Source organism: Methylobacterium iners, assembly GCF_022179305.1.
In the GTDB taxonomy this organism is placed as follows: Bacteria; Pseudomonadota; Alphaproteobacteria; order Rhizobiales; family Beijerinckiaceae; genus Methylobacterium; species Methylobacterium iners.
In genome coordinates this window covers 40,923-56,920 of the sequence record NZ_BPQP01000019.1, presented here as the reverse complement: position 1 = coordinate 56,920, position 15,998 = coordinate 40,923, and the positions used below count along the sequence as shown (strand labels likewise).

General features: G+C 63.6%; 15 protein-coding genes and 1 tRNA gene. 9 read left to right on the top strand and 7 right to left on the bottom strand.

Features of this window, described 5'->3' with window-relative positions; all coding sequences use genetic code 11:
* Window positions 1–879 precede the first annotated feature (879 nt).
* Both MFF55_RS06845 and MFF55_RS06840 read right to left on the bottom strand, forming a co-directional pair.
* On the bottom strand, window positions 880–1,155 hold the full coding sequence (locus MFF55_RS06845) for a hypothetical protein (RefSeq protein ID WP_238243334.1): 276 nt from the start codon (window positions 1,153–1,155) through the stop codon (window positions 880–882).
* A gap of 340 nt (window positions 1,156–1,495) precedes the next feature.
* A complete protein-coding gene (locus tag MFF55_RS06840) occupies window positions 1,496–1,678 on the bottom strand; it encodes a ribosome modulation factor (protein ID WP_238243333.1) in 183 nt (60 codons plus the stop codon).
* Window positions 1,679–2,491: 813 nt separating this feature from the next.
* On the opposite strand from MFF55_RS06840, the gene MFF55_RS06835 reads away from it, so the two are divergent.
* The 4 genes from MFF55_RS06835 to MFF55_RS06820 are packed head-to-tail and all read left to right on the top strand — an operon-like array spanning window position 2,492 to window position 4,045.
* Window positions 2,492–2,740, top strand: a complete 249-nt coding sequence (locus tag MFF55_RS06835) for a helix-turn-helix domain-containing protein (RefSeq protein ID WP_238243332.1) — start codon at window positions 2,492–2,494, stop codon at window positions 2,738–2,740.
* 24 nt (window positions 2,741–2,764) lie between these two features.
* Complete coding sequence (locus MFF55_RS06830; protein WP_238243331.1) at window positions 2,765–3,196, top strand: hypothetical protein; 432 nt, start codon at window positions 2,765–2,767, stop codon at window positions 3,194–3,196.
* A gap of 36 nt (window positions 3,197–3,232) precedes the next feature.
* Entirely contained in the window at window positions 3,233–3,442 is a 210-nt protein-coding gene (locus MFF55_RS06825) for a hypothetical protein (RefSeq protein ID WP_238243330.1), read from the top strand.
* A gap of 48 nt (window positions 3,443–3,490) precedes the next feature.
* Window positions 3,491–4,045 (top strand): hypothetical protein, encoded by a 555-nt coding sequence (locus MFF55_RS06820; RefSeq protein ID WP_238243329.1) that lies wholly within the window; start codon window positions 3,491–3,493, stop codon window positions 4,043–4,045.
* Window positions 4,046–4,177: 132 nt separating this feature from the next.
* Here MFF55_RS06820 and hyoA read toward each other — a convergent pair whose 3' ends face one another.
* Both hyoA and MFF55_RS06810 read right to left on the bottom strand, forming a co-directional pair.
* A complete protein-coding gene (gene hyoA, locus MFF55_RS06815; RefSeq protein ID WP_238243328.1) occupies window positions 4,178–8,503 on the bottom strand; it encodes an NACHT domain-containing antiphage protein HyoA in 4,326 nt (1,441 codons plus the stop codon).
* Window positions 8,504–8,712: 209 nt separating this feature from the next.
* The gene (locus MFF55_RS06810; protein ID WP_238243327.1) at window positions 8,713–8,940 is read right to left on the bottom strand and encodes a helix-turn-helix domain-containing protein; all 228 of its coding nucleotides are present in this window, start codon (window positions 8,938–8,940) and stop codon (window positions 8,713–8,715) included.
* 297 nt (window positions 8,941–9,237) lie between these two features.
* Between MFF55_RS06810 and MFF55_RS06805 the strand changes: the two genes are divergently transcribed.
* A complete protein-coding gene (locus tag MFF55_RS06805; RefSeq protein WP_238243326.1) occupies window positions 9,238–10,104 on the top strand; it encodes a hypothetical protein in 867 nt (288 codons plus the stop codon).
* Complete coding sequence (locus MFF55_RS06800) at window positions 10,101–10,370, top strand: hypothetical protein (protein ID WP_238243325.1); 270 nt, start codon at window positions 10,101–10,103, stop codon at window positions 10,368–10,370. The genes MFF55_RS06805 and MFF55_RS06800 overlap by 4 nt, the downstream gene beginning before the upstream one ends.
* A 93-nt stretch (window positions 10,371–10,463) precedes the next feature.
* Here MFF55_RS06800 and MFF55_RS06795 read toward each other — a convergent pair.
* A tRNA-Lys gene (locus tag MFF55_RS06795) sits at window positions 10,464–10,539 on the bottom strand.
* Between the two features lie 114 nt (window positions 10,540–10,653).
* A complete protein-coding gene (locus tag MFF55_RS06790; protein WP_238243324.1) occupies window positions 10,654–12,204 on the bottom strand; it encodes a 2-isopropylmalate synthase in 1,551 nt (516 codons plus the stop codon).
* Window positions 12,205–12,747: 543 nt separating this feature from the next.
* Between MFF55_RS06790 and MFF55_RS06785 the strand changes: the two genes are divergently transcribed.
* Entirely contained in the window at window positions 12,748–13,233 is a 486-nt protein-coding gene (locus tag MFF55_RS06785) for an SRPBCC family protein (protein ID WP_238243323.1), read from the top strand.
* A gap of 347 nt (window positions 13,234–13,580) precedes the next feature.
* Window positions 13,581–13,895, top strand: coding sequence for a hypothetical protein (locus MFF55_RS06780; RefSeq protein WP_238243322.1), 315 nt, complete (start codon window positions 13,581–13,583; stop codon window positions 13,893–13,895).
* A gap of 222 nt (window positions 13,896–14,117) precedes the next feature.
* On the opposite strand, the gene MFF55_RS06775 is transcribed toward MFF55_RS06780, so the two are convergent.
* Complete coding sequence (locus tag MFF55_RS06775; protein WP_238243321.1) at window positions 14,118–14,891, bottom strand: Crp/Fnr family transcriptional regulator; 774 nt, start codon at window positions 14,889–14,891, stop codon at window positions 14,118–14,120.
* A gap of 323 nt (window positions 14,892–15,214) precedes the next feature.
* Here MFF55_RS06775 and MFF55_RS06770 point away from each other — a divergent pair, with 323 nt between their 5' ends.
* Window positions 15,215–15,706 (top strand): response regulator, encoded by a 492-nt coding sequence (locus tag MFF55_RS06770; RefSeq protein WP_238243320.1) that lies wholly within the window; start codon window positions 15,215–15,217, stop codon window positions 15,704–15,706.
* Window positions 15,707–15,998: the final 292 nt, after the last annotated feature.

Below are 15,998 nucleotides of genomic sequence, written 5' to 3'. Positions count from 1 at the left end.
GTATGTGCCGGCGCCGAAACGTATCTGCCGCCGAGCGTTGCGCCAGGCTGCGACCGCTTGACCGCGGGCTTCGAAAGCACGGCGCATCGGCGTTCCATCCTCACCCTTTGCTTGCTCGCGATGGCCGAGGGTCAGCACGCTGTCGGGCCCGAAGCGTTGCGTGACTTCGTCCCGCCAGATGAGGTCCGTCTTAGCGAGCGCGCATTCCGTTTCGAGCAGGCAGTTTCGATTTTGCATAACACCTCATGCGCTCGACGCGCCCGAGGAGAGGTTCGTGCCGTTTAAATCGAACTGCGTGGGCGTGGTAGATCAGGCTCAGCGTGCCATCGTACGGGCTATCGCGTCAGGCTGCGGGTCTGACCAGCTCGCAAGCCTCGGCACAGGCAGGTAGTGTCTCAGTTTGAAATCTGGGCCGACCGAACCCGAGTTGTGTTCCTACTCCGTTCCCTCGCGCACGACCTCCCGGTGGCGTATGCTCGGCTGCGGAGCATCAAGGATGTGGGGACGCTTGTAGAGGTCGCATCGCCCAATCCAAGTAAGGGCGGGCCATATCGAAGGAGCCGGGAGAATTAATTGCCGATTCACATCTGCACCAAGTGCGGTTCATCATTTGCTTCTAATAGGCACTCTCAAAAGTATTGTAGCGAGACATGCCGGGGTAGATCAAACCGCAGCACAAGCAATCAATATGCAAAGATAGATAGCAACATAGATTTGTATCTCAACAGACTTCTTTACAAGAATAATAGAATAGAAGGCAAGTCACGGGCGGCGCTTACTAGAGAAGACCTGAAAGAAATTTGGCGCAAGCAGGCCGGACTTTGCGCGATGAGTGGGCTTCCGCTCACATACAGGGCGACTAAGGGCGAATACTTCCCTTTAAATGCAAGCATCGATTGCATAACGCCTATAAGTATGGGCGGCGTATACTGCCGAGAAAACGTTCAGCTTGTAGGCCAATTGCTTAATAGCCTTATGAAGCACGCTGATAAGCGACAGGTCGTAGAAATCTGCCAAGGCGTTGCGGCTCAGGCCGAACGCCTGATGGCTCAAGCCGGAAACAATCAAATCTCGAACTGAGACACTACCCACAGGCAACAGGGCTTGAGAGCGACTTGGCATGTCGGATGATCGACCGGGCGGCAGCACGAGCATTTGAGGCTCGCAGATCGGCCTTCGGCGAACCGTCCCTCAGCGCGATCCAAGCCAAAGCGCGGAAGCGCTTCGCATGGTCGAGAGCTCTTGCTCGCATTGCGTCGAACTCAGGCTCAGCAGTTGGTGCCGATGAGGATTCTAGGACCGAGGCAGCCATCGTCGCCGTTCCGATGCCGCGCTGATGTTGCGATCCGTCCTTGGATCACAGGCTGGCGGCCAGTCCTGAATGTGGCGAGAACTTGGCGATTCGCCTACTCAGAAATTTTACGCTGAGCCGCGACATTTGCGTCACAGTTAATGTGGCCACGCTGCGTTCCTCGAGATTTTGAGGATTGGCAGCTTAGCCCGCGCCCGGCTGCAGATCGGGTTCGCGGTCGCGCGGTGTGCCGTCGTAACCTTCCAGCCAGGCTGCGCGCTCCTCCGAGCCAGCAGGATACGGGCAGGCATCCCGCGGACGGCCGAGTGCGTGGGCTCTCGCTCCCTGAGCAATTGGGTCGGTCGACGGGTTCTGGGGATCGGCCATGGCGGACACCCTCCTGATCTGAGAACTGTCCTCGATACCGTGATGATCCGTCGACAATTCGCAGGTCAGAAAATTCCAGGCCGGAAGTTTTCAGGGTCCGTCGCGCGCTTGAGTGAGGAACTGACGATTCCGCCGCCATTTTCCCTCCCCCGGCATCCCCAGGGGGCCTTCGCGCAGGATTGGCCGCCGTCTGGATCCGCGCCTGCCCTGATGCTCCCCGGCCGGGCACTGCGCGCCCACCTTCTCGGCTCTCGAGGGAGCTGAGATCCAGCCGATCGCGCTGAGCCACTGAACCGCAATCAGTAGCTACCGGCTGAGCGAGCGAGACGATCCGAAGCGATATCAATGGCTTGCGGCGGTGCTGCAGCCTTGCCCGCTGTCTGGCGCTTCGTTGGGAAGCGTATGGGAGGATCCTGCCCGTTTTCTCCAGTTCTCAAACTGGAGTGGAGGTGGAGTGGAGAGCCGGAGTTCTCCAGTTCTCCAGTTCTCCAGTCCCCTTTAGGGGGACTGGAGTGGTGGAGGTGGAGAACGGGCCGTCTCTGACCGGCCAGGGCAGGCGAGGCTGAGCGCGAATGTCTGGCGCCCCCGCTCTCGCCCTGAACACCACCATTCCCGCCTGATCCTCCCCTGAAACACTTCCCTTGAGCATAAATTGCGTGCGCAGACGGCGGCTTAGCCCTGACGTGGCGCTGGCGTGATCGTGGCGGGGCGGACGGTCATTCAAGCGACCTCCCAAACCGTCACCCGCAGTCGCTCGCAATACCTGTGCGGTGCGGCCCGATCCGCTCTGCGCGAAGCTCCTGAAGTGACCCGATGGAGCGACGGCAGGTGACATCGACCAGGATAATCACAGCACCGCTGGATGGGGCGGAAGCGGCTCAATTCCTCGGCCTCGCGAGGGCGACGCTGCGGAACTGGCGCTCGCGCGGCGTTGGCCCGTCATACCGGAAGCACGGCGGCAAGGTTCTCTACCCGCTTGCCGGCTTGGAGGCGTGGTCCGCCGCCCAACAGCGGCCGGCACCACCGCCGCCGGTTCAGCGGCCCCGCCCCAGCCTCATCTAACCCGACGCGAATAGGAGCCCATCCATGGCCAAGCGGTACTTCCCCCTCGACACCCTGACCAAGTTCACGGAGGACGCCACGCTGACAGCGTCCGGTGTGATCCAGCGCTTTGGATCGGATGTGGTCCTCAAGCTCGGCGCCGGCCGCCAGGACACCAGCCTTGTCCTCGACGTTGAGGCCATCAAGACCACCGCCGGCAATGAGCGGTGTGTGCTGGTCCTTCAGGGCTGCAACAACGACAGCTTCACCTTCGCGCCAATCGAGAACCTGGCTCACATCGAGCTCGGCGCATCCGGCGCGCGCATCGGTGGCGCTAGGACGAGCCCGGACGGCCGCTATGCGCTCGACGTCTCAAACGAACAGGGCGGCACCGAATACACGTTCGTTCGGCTGAACGCGGTCCTCTTCGGGACAGCGCCCTCCATCAAGCTTTCCGCCTACCTCAGCGAACGCTGATCCCATCCCACGCGGGCATGAAGCAGGAGACCAGCAATGCCGAAAAAGGTGATCGCCTATCATGTCAAGGACGGCCCGGTGGAGATGTACTCCATCAACGTCCGTGAAGCCGTGACGACCCATCCCGACGAGTGGTCGATGCGGCCCTTCACCAAGGCGCAAGCGACCGCGCCCGTGACGCGAATGTTCATCGTCGGCGGCACGCTGCCGGCCATTCCCACCAGCGCTTACCCAATCGACCGCTGAGACGGCAGCGTGCCCTCGCTGAAACCTAGCTCGGATGCTCGAGCTCCAGTGCTCATCGAAACGTACGCCGATCTTGTCGCCAACTTCGTCGCGCGGCGGCACCAACTCGGGCTTTCGCAAGCGGCGGTCGATCACATTGCGGGGTGGCCGGACAGCTACTGCAGCAAGGTTGAGATTAGCGCGAAGCCTAATCGAGCTCGAAACGCCCGAGCGATTGGACAGGAGACCCTCCCGCTGATCACAGGAGCTCTTGGGGTCCGCCTCATGCTCGTCGACGACGGCAAGTGTCGATTGCTAACTCATGCCGAGCACGCCCTGTCTCTTGCCACCGGAAATCTGCTGGAGACTGCAATCATGCTGAGCGCTGGTTCAACCAACCTCGAAGCTGAGCCTATCAATGAAATCGAGACCACAGGGGGCGACGAGCTCGCCTGGTCGGACACCCTACGGGCCATCCGCGAGATGGCCGAGGAGACAAAGGCCAATCGAGCGCGTGTTGCGGCGGCTGAGGAACGCGCTAAGCGCGCCGAGAAGCGAGCAGCGCATGCTGAGCATTGGCTGCAGAAGCTACACCAAGCAGTCCTGAAGGATAAGGCGAGCTAGGACACTCGACCCGAGTTCGCTCGGTGTCCGCTCTGCCCTTTTACTCCAATCCCTGGTGCAGGCTTCAGGGTACGAGGTCGTCGCGAAACCGTAACTGCACTCAAGCATTGGTCGCGCCTGATCGCGGAATGTTCAGCCCTCACGACCGAGGCGCGGTCGCAAGTCGAGGCCTTTCGTCATGAGTTTCGCCATGCCCCCAAGCTCCCGCGAAATCGCATCACACTCCTCGTTAAGCAAATCTATCAGTTCAACAAAATCAATTCGGTTGCCTGTATGGGGATGCTGCCATTTCTTATCCGCCGCGAGGGTTATGAGCAGGCAACCCGAGCGGCATTCTTCGGCTGCCATATACTTCGCTAAAAGTTGCTCGCGCACAGTCCTAAAAAGGTCACGTCCAGACCAACCTTGATCGCCAAGCTTCAATTCAATTGTGGCCTGTTGGCCGGAGTTGATTGAGCGAAGTCGAATGTCCGTTTCTTTCTCATCTGCTGTTACAGCCTCTTGATCGGCGGTGTAACTTCCTCGAGCTGCGTCACGCAGCACGCGGGTTAGCTCACGCCGCATGACATGTTCGTCTTTGATGAGCGCCCAGGCTGCGCGCGGTGAAACGTCTTGCAATAAGAGATCATCGATGTCTTCGAGGCGATCCCGCATCAGCGCGAACATCGCATCGCGCGTCGATGGCGGCGCCTCACCATTTCTGTCGAGTGCTACACAGTCGGCTTCCGTGAGCGAGGTGCTGTCGGCCTCCTCAGCGGCTTTTCCTTCTGCCACAGCTCGAGTGCGATCTCTAAGGTGTCCGAATAGGGGATCGCCCGCCATCTCGAGCTTGGCATTCCAGCCCTCGGGGCCCGATGCGGAAAGCAGAGCGCTTAGGACGGCGCTGCGCGCGCGCTCTGCATCGTCGCGCGGTCCAGGAGTGTAGCTGCCTTCGTGCATTTCGTCGTCTTCGCGGCGAATATGCGTGTAAGCGAGGCGCAGCAGGCGTAAGAGCACATTAGGCGTGAAGCCTGCTCCACCCAGGTCGACGCTATAATTTCCATTACGTTCGAATAGATTGCCAAACAACTGCGCGCCGCGCCCGAGTTTTGTTATCTCTACACCGCTGAGACGGAGTTCCAGTAGCTCTACACCTACAGACGCATTGAGGTGAAGCAAAGCTGGAAGCCATAGCTCGGCGCTAGTATCATCAAGGTTTTCGACTAAACGACGCACTGCTTCCGCCTCGACAAAACGGCGGTCGTCCTCGCTGCCGTTCTTCATAAGGATCCAGATGGCCTGGCGCATGTGCCAGCTGAAATGATGATTTGTGCTTGCGTCGCCCTTCGGATCGCACATTGAAAGCCACTCCCGCACTCGCGGAACGAAAAGTTTAGCGAGAATTGCCGAGGCGTAGCCCACATCCTGGAGCGCGATCGAATAGTCATTGAGGCCGGCGGCCTCCAACAGCGATCGGCTAAGCTCTTCACCCAGTACTCTGTCGATGGCGGCAGGGTGCTCAACCGCAAGACCCTCGAGCCATGAAGGAAAGCCATTCAGCTGTATTGGTGCATACCGGCACGCGAGCTCAGCCTCGGCAAGGGTCAAACGTTTTGCCCAGTTGATGTCTTCAGCTTCAGCGACGATGCCAGCGAGGCCAAATTGCCAGTTGACCAGATAGGCGTTTTTCTCGCCCTCCGGTCTTTCGCTCGCTAGGCTCGGCATGTCCTTGCGCCAAGCTGCCATCATCGCGATACGCAGACGGTCTGCGACTTCCTTGCCGAAGTGGTGCTCGATTAGTTGGCGGTTCCATCCAGCCTCTCGGCTTCGTGGGCCGGAGCGCTCCATCGCTCGCCACAGATGCCATGCGGTGGCATGGGCACGGTCAGGATGAAACACTGCTTCCGGATCACGGACGATCTCCTGCCAGAACGCCACCCAACTGGCATGTGCTTTCGCGGCCCGTTGCTCTTTCCTCCACTTTTGCTTGGCGCTTTCTGTCTGCCAACGGCGCATCTGTTCGGTTTCTTCGCGCGGCTTCAGGCGCTCGTCGATAATTGCGACGAGGTGCGGCGCATCCGCGACCAGGAGCTTAAGTTGCTCAAGAAGGGTGCGGTGATCTACAATGCCACGGTTGAGAAAGACCAATTCAGCCCACAGCATCATCTCGCGCTGTTCGAGCGGCTGGGTCGTGTCAGTCAGCCGACGGCGCACCCACGCGCCGTCTGTTTCATCACCCAGACTTATACCTGTCTCGTGCGTCAACTCGTAAACGCGATGGTAGACGTCTTTCATAGGGCGGACGCGGTTGAGGAGAGCAGCTTCTTCCCAGAATGCCCTTTCACGTGCCTCAGCTGGAAGAGCGCTAATGGTTTCCCGCAACTGCTTGACCGGTTGCTCGTCGCCGTATTCCCGTTTTGACGTTCGGATGACGAGCAGGCTCGACTGGATCCACGCGTCGGTTCGCACGCCCTCAGCAGCTTGGCGGAAGCACGCTGCCGTAAGCGCCGGCAGAAGATCAAAGCGCGAGGTACGCAGGTGAGGAAACTGGGCTTCGTTCCACTCAAGGCCTGCGCTGATGAGGTCGCTCAACGCTTCGCGTATCCCATCGAGGTACGCTGCCTCGAGTGGGGCAGCAGCAATCTCGTGGCGAAGTCGATACTTGTATTCGCCTAGGGCGTTGCGGTCGCCCGGGGCGCGATCGGCGATCCGCTTCAGCCGTTCGACTGGCATGTGCTTGGGGAACAACTCAACCATTGCGCGTCGTGCAACGGCAGCCGGCCAGCGCGAGACATCCGTCTCTATGGACGCCGACAACGCATCGAGACGGGCATCATTTAGGCTTATCAGTGCGTTGATCGCCAGAATGCGTTCATGCATTGGCGCATCGCCCCGCAGCGCTACAGCATGAGCGAGGTCAGCGCAGGCGGTCATCCTGCCGGCCGCAATCAGCCGCAGCAACAGCTCGCGCACTTCACTATTCTCGATGGATCGATCCCAAAGGCCTGCCACCGCCCCGGCCAGCTCTGGGCTGGCAAAACGGTGCACTTGGACAGCAGGTGTCTGGAGACCCCGCCAGCCACCGCGGCCGTAACGGTCGACATAGGCCTCAAGCGCTCGGCTGCGCTGGGCAGACGACAGCACCTGCGGATCACCATGATCGAGCAGCACTGTTGGATCCACTCGCACAAGATCATCGAAGACGGTGGCGTGCCACGAGGCGAGCCAAGCCGCGACCGGACGCATCGATGGACGAACGACTATGGCGCCTTGAGCCGTCTCAGCGAACAGCAATCGCTTGATTGCTTTGATGGGTGCGCCGCGCGAGGAGATCAGAACGTCGAGCCGTTTTGCAGCAAGGAACTCCACCACTGAGCGATGATGAAAGCGCACGCGGCCATAGCTCGCGAAGCCGAAAAGGGCGCGTTGCAGCAGGGTGTCTTGCGCGGCGGGCTGCCAATCCACCAGGATCTTCGACACGTCAAGCGCTGGCTCGCTTGCTGACACAAGATCAGACGCGGCGCTGTGTCGGAGGGTGAGCTTGCGCGTCAGCAACGCCGCAAGCGCAAGACGGCTGGCACCCTCGATTGCATCGTCGTGACTAAGACCCGCGCGTTCCTCACGGTCGGCACGCGGCTTGAGCTTTACCTCAACGTTGGCGCAGACCTGCTGACGATGTGAGCGGATACGGTGATGGTCACGCCAGTCGGCACATAACTCGATCAGATCTTGTGGCCGTCCAGCAAACTCACCGGCGTCGCGGGCGTGAATATCGTCCAGCAGCGCGTCGGGATCTGTGATATTTTGACCGACAGCAAGCTGTCGTTGCTGCTCCCGAGACAGAGGCATTAATCCTATGTTTCGCCAAGCCTTTGGCTCGGTGCTATCACTGAGCGTATCTTCAGCTTTATTGCCCTCCAACACCTTGTCAGCAAAATCGCTTGCTGTTGCCGCGGTCTGCACTGGCCTGGGAATTGGCAGGTAAGCCTGGATGAGTTCGCGCTCGAATGGCACAGGTCGCGTGGTAATAATGATGCGTGCCCGCGCCAGCTGCCCAGCAAGCGCTCTGCTGAAGCGCGTGAGCGCAAGCTTGAAATTGCCCTGTGTCAGTTTCAGCTCGTCGATAGAGTCGAGGAAAAATGTGGCCGTTTCCTCTTGCGATCCGAGCCAAATCTCGAAGCGTGCCACCTCGTCTGGACACAGCATATCGATGGGCGCAGTTGTCGCGAGTGTTCCTAGCTCGAGGAAGAAGGCAGCCGCGCCACATGCGCGTAGCCGCGCCATTTGCGCCTTGCATTCGTGGGTCTTGCCCACGCCTGCCTCTGAGATCAGCAGCACCCGCTGAGATCGCAACACTTCGTCCCAGCCGAAACCGCCGCCCCAGCCATACTTCATCAGGGCGGACGCTTTCTCGATGTCCGCCATGTCGGCATCCGACAGGTCGTGGAACGTGCGGGTGATGTCGACGTGATCAGACACTAGTTGAGGCATGCGGTTCCTTGAACGGGCAGCGCCTCCCTATTACCGGCACATCCGGGCGATGTTACGACTTTCGCTTACAATGATGCTGGAAGCATCAGTGGCGAAAAGTGGAGGCTGCTGAGCTCGGATGGGCATCAACGTCGAAAACTTTAGCGTAAGCCCGCACAGACAGGCGATAGACCACAACCACAAGCCGTTAGGTCAAGCTAGGATGGATGCCGGTCACCCTCCGCTTTCCGCAGCCGAACGCCCGGTCCCTCGCCGTTCTGCTCGATGAAGATCACTCCGGCTGCTTCGAGCGCGTGTTGAACAGCAGCTAGCTTCTCCGGATCTCCGGCAAAGCGACCTGTTTCAAAATTTGAGATGGTGTTCCGATGCACGCCGGCCGCCTGAGCGAGTTCCGCTAGGGACCAGTTGAGCGCCGCCCGCGCCATTCTCACTTGTGCAGGCTTCACAACCCAAAAACCTTGTGCTATATACACAAGTGAAGTTAGCACAACGCCTGCCGAACGGCAACGCGCTGGGCAGCTTCTAGAACCAGTCGCTGCGCGATTGCGCAGTCCCATACAGCCCGATCCTCTCAGCCCCGGAGCACCCCGGAATGGCAACGATCCTTCATGCCCTCGACAGGACCAGCGAGCTGCTGGCCGCCCTCGTTCCCACCGCCGGGGCCATCGCCGCCTACGGCTTCCTCCCGTCCCTCTGACCACCCACGATCAAGGAACTTCACTATGACCGCCGCCAAAGCCGCGCAGCACGTCGACAGGGCCGACAAACGCCCACGTGCTGCCCGTGATCGCCTCAATGCTCTGAAGGCCCGTGCGGCACCACCGCCAGCCATTGAGCCAGACGCAGCCCTCATCGACCTCGCGGGAGAATGCCAGCGGGAGTTCACAGCCGTGACCCAGCAATGGGCCCGCCAGGATCTACCTGACGACGCGCTCGATCATGCCACGGAGCTCTACGAACGCCTGACCGAAACGCCTGCCACGACGCTCATCGGCGTCACCGCGAAGGCTCGGGCGCTGCTCACGTGGGCACCGAACGATATGAATATGGCAGGAGGTTCGACAGTCCTCGCCCGAAGGACCGCCGAGGAGCTTGTTGCCCTGGCGGAGAGCGCGAAGGTGCCGCAGCGCCAGCGTCCGAGCATTGCCCCTCCACCTCACAGCGAGAGCGTGGAGGCGCAGCTACTCCGCTACATCTCCGAGTTCGAGGCGTGGAACGCTTTTCAGGACGAAGCCCAGGTCGCGTGCGATGCCGCGCGCCGAGCTGGAAACGAGGAGGCCAAGGAGCGAGCAGACATTGCAGTGGCGACTGCCGTCCGGTGCCGTCACAGGGCGCCCCGGCTCGCTTCCCTGCTCCAGCCAAGCACTCCACGCGAGTTCGGGCTTCTAGCCCGCCTGGTCGCAGACGAAATGGCCGAGTGGTGGGACGACAGCCACGGTGGACCTGACCCAGGCGAGTTCGCCTGCCGGGGTTTGCTCGATAGCCTCATGAACGCCGCAGGCATCGTCCGAGCACCCATCGTCGACAGCACCATCGAGGCCACGCGGCGCGACTATCTCACGCCTGGCGCTGAGCTCGGAGGCCGATGATGTCGGTCGTGATTCCCTTCCCTAGTCGCAGCCACGCGTCCAGCGGGCCGACACTGCGCCGAAGCCTTGAGGACGCGGCCCAAACGGCTCTCGACCTCGCTGAGCAAGTGATCGAATTGCTCGACCTGATGGACGGAGATCCCGACGCGGAGGACGGCGGAGACGCCGAAGGTTCGCTTGGAGCACCTGAGCGGCCGGGCAGTTCGCAGGTGATCTGGTTTCGCGGGGACGATCGAGACCGCGAGCAGGAGGCGCACCCCGCCTAAGGGGAAGCGCACATAGAGCTTCCCGTGCGCTTCCCAATCGCTAGAATTGGGAAGCGGCGATCCGCATCTCTGCCGCTAAGTCTTTGAAGTGATTGGTGGGTGCACAAGGGTTCGAACCTTGGACCCGCTGATTAAGAGTCAGCTGCTCTACCAACTGAGCTATGCACCCATCGCCGTGCGGCGACCGGGCGGCCACCAAGCCCGCCCGTGAGGCGCGGCTGATAGCAAAGCGGCCCGGGGGTGTCCACCCCCGGCGCCGCATGTTTTCGGAGCACCGGTCGCTTTAGGGCGCGGCCGCGTGCTGGGCGTGGAGGCGGACCGCCGTGGCCGAGAGCTTGTTCAGGGCCGAGAGGTAGGCGCGGGCCGAGGCGACGAGGGTGTCGGGGTCGGCGCCCCGCGCCGTGACGCTGCGCTCGCCCTGCTTCAGGCGCACCGAGACCTCGGCCTGGGCATCCGTGCCCTCGGTCACCGCGTGGACCTGGTAGAGCTCCAGCGCGGCCTCGTGGGGCACGAGGGCGTGGATCGCGTTGAAGACCGCGTCCACCGGCCCGTTGCCGTCGGCCTCCTCGGTGAGGACCCGCTCGTCGATGGCGAGCTTGAGGGTCGCGCGCTGCGGCCCCCGCGTGCCGGCGATCACCGAGAGCGAGACGAGGCGGATGCGGTCGTGCGCCGTGGCGAGGTTCTCGTCGACCAGCGCCTCGATGTCCTCGTCGTAGACGTGCTTCTTGCGGTCGGCCAGAGCCTTGAAGCGCTCGAAGGCGTCCTGCATCTGGTTGTCGGCGAGGTGCAGGCCGAGCTCCTCCAGCTTCGAGCGGAAGGCCGCCCGGCCCGAATGCTTGCCCATGACGAGCGAGGTCTTGGCGACGCCGACCGAGGCCGGGGTCATGATCTCGTAGGTCTCGGTGTGCTTGAGCATGCCGTCCTGGTGGATGCCGCTCTCGTGGGCGAAGGCGTTCCGGCCCACGATCGCCTTGTTGTACTGCACGGGGAAGTTCGTGGCGTGGGAGACGAGCTTCGAGGCCCGGGTCAGCATCGTGGTCTCGATGCCGGTCTCGTAGGGCATCACGTCGCCGCGCGTGCGGATCGCCATGACGATCTCTTCGAGCGCCGCGTTGCCCGCCCGCTCGCCGATGCCGTTGATCGTGCACTCGACCTGGCGGGCGCCTCCTTCGACGCCGGCCAGCGAGTTGGCGATGGCCAGCCCGAGATCGTCGTGGCAATGCACGGAGAAGATCGCCTTGTCGGCGTTCGGCACGCGCTCGCGGACCGCGCGGAACATGGCGCGGTACTCGTCGGGCGTGGCGTAGCCCACGGTGTCGGGCAGGTTGATCGTGGTGGCGCCCGCGCCAATCGCCGCCTCGACGCAGCGGCAGAGATAGTCGATCGGCGTGCGGGTCGCGTCCATGGCCGACCATTCGACGTCCTCGACGAGGTCGCGGGCCTGGGCCACGGTACGCAGGATGATCTCGACGACCTCGTCCTCGGTCTTGCGCATCTGGTGGGCGAGGTGGATCGGCGAGGTCGAGACGAAGGTGTGGATGCGGCCCCGTTGCGCGTGGCGCACCGCCTCGCCGGCGCGAGCGATGTCGCCCGGAATCGCGCGGGCGAGCCCGGCGATGGTGGCGCGCCTGGCTCGCCGCGCGATCTCGGCGACCGCCTCGAAATCGCCGTTCGAGGCGATGGGGAAGCCCGCCTCGATGATGTCGACGCCCATCGTGTCGAGGAGTTCGGCGACCGCGAGCTTCTCGTCGAGCGTCATGGTCGCGCCGGGGCATTGCTCGCCGTCGCGCAAGGTGGTGTCGAAGATGAGGACGCGGTCCTTGGCTGTCGTCATGGCTTTGCCTGTCTGAAGGTCGCGGCGCGCGGGCTCCGGGTGTGGGGAGGGCGCCTTTCAATCGTCGGGCCCGCGGAGGCGTTCGACGGCCGGCAAACAGCCGGTCCGGGAAACGCTGGGGACGGGGGCGAACTCGGGAGACGGACCCCTGAGAGCCCAGGCGCCGGCGCCCGGACGGCTCTCAGGGGCGAATAAGCAGGGTGGCGAGAGGCTTCGCAAGACGGGCGCGCGCAAGACGGACGCGCAACCGCGACGCCGCGCAGGCGGCATGGGCGATCGTCTGCGCTGAGCCGGCAGGGGCCAAGGCTCGTCTCTCCCGGGGGTCGCGGCAGGGGCGCCGACGACCATGCATCCTAGCACCGATGTCCTAACCACCGGTACCGGCCTTGACAAGCGCGCCCGGTGGCCCCCCCGCCGAAGGATCAAGATGGCGCGCCATTGCCTTGCGGACAATCCGGTCTAGCTTCGCTTCAGGCCCGCAAGAGGCCGATGCGGCTCGCCCCGGGGCGACCCGTGATTTCCTCATGGATGGAGACACCCGAGATGCTGCGAACCTTCCTGCGAAGCCTCGCCCTGCCGGGGCTCGCCTTGCTGGCCGGCACCGTCCCCGGCTACGCCCTCGACGTCGTGAAGACCCTCGACGTGGTGGCCCCGCCGGCCAAGGTCTGGGCGACGGTCGGCGATTTCTGCGGGATCGGGACTTGGCACCCGGCGATCGAGAAATGCGCGCTGTCCACCAAGGACGGCCAATCGCTGCGCACCCTGAGCCTGAAGGGCGGGGGCACCATCGTGGAATCGCAGGTCTCCCGCGACGAGGCCGGCATGGCCTACACCTACACGATCGTCGACGGCCCGCTGCCGGTCTCCGACTACACCTCGACGCTCTCCGTGGCCCCGAGCGGCTCGGGCGCGAAGCTGACTTGGAAGGGCGGCTTCCAGGCCAAGGGCGTGCCGGACCCGGTGGCGGTCGACGCCATCTCGGGCATCTACGAATCGGGCCTCAAGGCCATCGGCGAGAAGGCGAAGTAAGGGGAGGCTCAGCGCGGGTTCCCTCTCCTGGAAGGAGAGGGACAGGGTGAGGTGTGTGACATCTCCGGATACGGCACACCTCATCCGAAGGCGCGCATTGGGAGCGCCTCGGATCGTCATTCCGGGGCCGTGAAGCGGAGCCCGGAACCCAGAGACATCGGTCGTGCTTCAGCCTGCCTCCCCTGCGGATCTGGGTTCCGGGCTCGCCTGCGGCGCCCCGGAATGACAAGCCTTCGTGCCCTGGCCGCACGCAGTTCAAGTTCCTCCGAGCGAACCTCGGCGATTGACCGTCCAGCTGCGCGGCGGCACAAACTCGGTGCCAAGCTTCGCCGTGGGAGGATCCTGTCGTGTCACCGCTTCATGCAGGCCTTGCCGCCGCGATCCTTCTCCTTGCCGGCGCCTGCAGTTCGAACGCGCCGCCTCCGGCCGTGCCGCAGGCCGCCGCGGTCGCGCCCCTGCCGCAGGGAGGCGGATGCGGTCCGGCGATCGCGCGGACCCAGGCCGTCGTGGACGGCGACGTGGTGACGGGCAACCTCAACAAGCCCGTGGGCGACCGCTTCGGCGCCGATCTCCGCCGGGCGGCGGAGGCCTGCACCGCCGGCCGCGAGCGGGACGCGCTCGGCCTCCTCGCGGCGGCCAAGGCGCGCTACGGCTATCCCTGATCCTGGGCGCAGGACCGATGCGCGTCTCATCGTTCCCGCCGGATCGCGGTCGGGGGCACGGAGCCGCGCTACGCCGCATGCGGGCCTGCCACGGCCCACAAACCACGACGGCCCTTTCCTGGCGGGGTGAGGAGCGAAAGTCCGCGCGTGGCGTGTGGGGAGAGGGACGACCACCACGTACCCGCGAGTCGTCAGGTCGGCGGGCAAGGCCGCTTCGGCCCCTCAATGAGCGGGTCGCAGATAGGGAGGATTAAACTCCGCCAAGGCTCTGACATCGGGCAGATCCCGCAGCTTCAGGCTGCGGCCACGAAGTTCGATCAGGCCCTTGCGCCGCAGCTCCTGGAGCGTGCGGTTCACGTGCACGCTGGAAAGTCCGAGCGTGTCGGCGAGGTCAAGCTGCGTGATCGGCAGCTTGCAGCCGTTCTCCCGCGCCAGCCCCACAGCCTCGAGCCGGGTCAGGAGCTCGCAGAACAGGTGGGCCATGCGCTCGGTCGCCGAGCGAGCGCCCAGATTGATCAGCCACTCGCGAGCCGTGGCTTCCTCGGCCAGTTTGGCGAGGCGCAAGGCCCGTGCAACGGTCGGATGCCGCGCCACGATGGCGGCAAGCGCATCGCGTGAGATCCGGGCGACGAGACAGGCCGAGAGTGTGCCGACGGCATGATCCATCCGGCCGAGATGAGGCGCATCCACGTCACACACGTCGCCGGGCAGCAGGAGGGCCAGGATCTGCCGCTCACCGGTCACCCGATGCTTGTAGCGGCAGGCAAAGCCGTCAAGCACCACCACGGCGTCAGCCGGCCTCTCGCCCACGCGCATCAGATCGGTGTGGGGCTCGATGAGCCGTGCCCCGGCGCTCAGCTGATCCAGGGCGGCGCGGTCCTCCCGCGAGAGACGCACGAGATTCTCGAGCTTGCGGACGAGGGGGCTTTTCGCGTCCGCTTCGTGACTGCCGTCGCGCACGATCGAGGCAGCACCGATGTTCTGTGCGTGGCTCATGATTCAAGCTCCTGTCGAGAACCCGACAGCGCTCAAACCAAGGCGGCGAGCTAACCTATGTCGATGTGAGACCAAAATATGGGAAAGCCAAACGTTGCAGTCAGCCCGGCGTTTGGTGGACGGCAGAGGTAACGCGCGGGCATTTCCGCACAAGCCCGAAGCCCTCGCAAGGTCGAGCGCGTCCGCCCCAAGCCGATCGTGCACGCCTCTCTTTGACGCAACCCATATTGCGGGACGTTAATGCAGGGCGCACGCTCAGAGTGTATGTATTCATACACTCTGGCGCTTTGCCAAGGGTCAGGTTTGCAGGAAGTTCCCCGTCGATGGTCATCCACGCGGCACCGTCAGTCGCCGTCATGGTGGTGGAGGACGACATCCTCGTGCGCATGGTCGCGGCCGACATCCTCGCGGATGCCGGCTTTCGGGTTGTCGAGGCGCGCAACGCACAAGAGGCGCTGACCCTGCTCGACGCTCGCTCCGACGTGCGGGTCGTCTTCACGGACTGCAACATGCCCGGCGCGGTCGATGGGATCGGGCTTGCCCGCCTCATCAACGAGCGCGCGCCCGAGGTCGGTCTTCTCCTCACCTCGGGGAAGGTGCGTCCGGCGGCAACCGAGCTGCCGCCCGGGGCTCGCTTCATCCCGAAACCCTACCGCCGCTCGACGGTGATCGAGGAAGTGGAAGGCCTGCTGGGAGTGGCCGACGAAGGCGCGAAGGGTGCGGCCCTGGTTCCGCAATCCGTGACGGGCAAGCCGTCGCTCGTCGAAGGCGGGGAGATTGCGGCGGCCCCGCTCTCCGAGCCGGACAAGACCTGACGGCATGCCGGCCCCCGAGGTGCCCGTTGCGCTTCCTCGCGGCACGTACGAGATGCAAGGCCGGCCCTGTCGGATTGCTCAGGCACTTGGACCTCGGCGATCCCGAGCAGTCGGGAGGGGTCTGTCGCGCGGATAAGGCGACGTCGGCTCCATCGGCGACCCCGCCTGGAAGCTGACGGGCGGAAACCGACCCGTTCGGGTCGTCCGTCGCCGCCTCACCCGGAGCCCGGGAGCGGACTTTCCCCGGGCCCGCAATGGGTCGGAAGCGGTCCCCCGAATGGGAAAGCGGGTC

Excerpts from the sequence above, each read along its gene's own strand:
- MFF55_RS06845 (WP_238243334.1), bottom strand. The coding sequence starts at position 1,155 with ATGCTCGTGCTGCCGCCCGGTCGATCATCCGACATGCCAAGTCGCTCT.
- MFF55_RS06840 (WP_238243333.1), bottom strand. The coding sequence starts at position 1,678 with ATGGCCGATCCCCAGAACCCGTCGACCGACCCAATTGCTCAGGGAGCG.
- MFF55_RS06835 (WP_238243332.1), top strand. The coding sequence starts at position 2,492 with ATGGAGCGACGGCAGGTGACATCGACCAGGATAATCACAGCACCGCTG.
- MFF55_RS06830 (WP_238243331.1), top strand. The coding sequence starts at position 2,765 with ATGGCCAAGCGGTACTTCCCCCTCGACACCCTGACCAAGTTCACGGAG.
- MFF55_RS06825 (WP_238243330.1), top strand. The coding sequence starts at position 3,233 with ATGCCGAAAAAGGTGATCGCCTATCATGTCAAGGACGGCCCGGTGGAG.
- MFF55_RS06810 (WP_238243327.1), bottom strand. The coding sequence starts at position 8,940 with ATGGCGCGGGCGGCGCTCAACTGGTCCCTAGCGGAACTCGCTCAGGCG.
- MFF55_RS06805 (WP_238243326.1), top strand. The coding sequence starts at position 9,238 with ATGACCGCCGCCAAAGCCGCGCAGCACGTCGACAGGGCCGACAAACGC.
- MFF55_RS06800 (WP_238243325.1), top strand. The coding sequence starts at position 10,101 with ATGATGTCGGTCGTGATTCCCTTCCCTAGTCGCAGCCACGCGTCCAGC.
- MFF55_RS06790 (WP_238243324.1), bottom strand. The coding sequence starts at position 12,204 with ATGACGACAGCCAAGGACCGCGTCCTCATCTTCGACACCACCTTGCGC.
- MFF55_RS06785 (WP_238243323.1), top strand. The coding sequence starts at position 12,748 with ATGCTGCGAACCTTCCTGCGAAGCCTCGCCCTGCCGGGGCTCGCCTTG.
- MFF55_RS06775 (WP_238243321.1), bottom strand. The coding sequence starts at position 14,891 with ATGAGCCACGCACAGAACATCGGTGCTGCCTCGATCGTGCGCGACGGC.
- MFF55_RS06770 (WP_238243320.1), top strand. The coding sequence starts at position 15,215 with ATGGTCATCCACGCGGCACCGTCAGTCGCCGTCATGGTGGTGGAGGAC.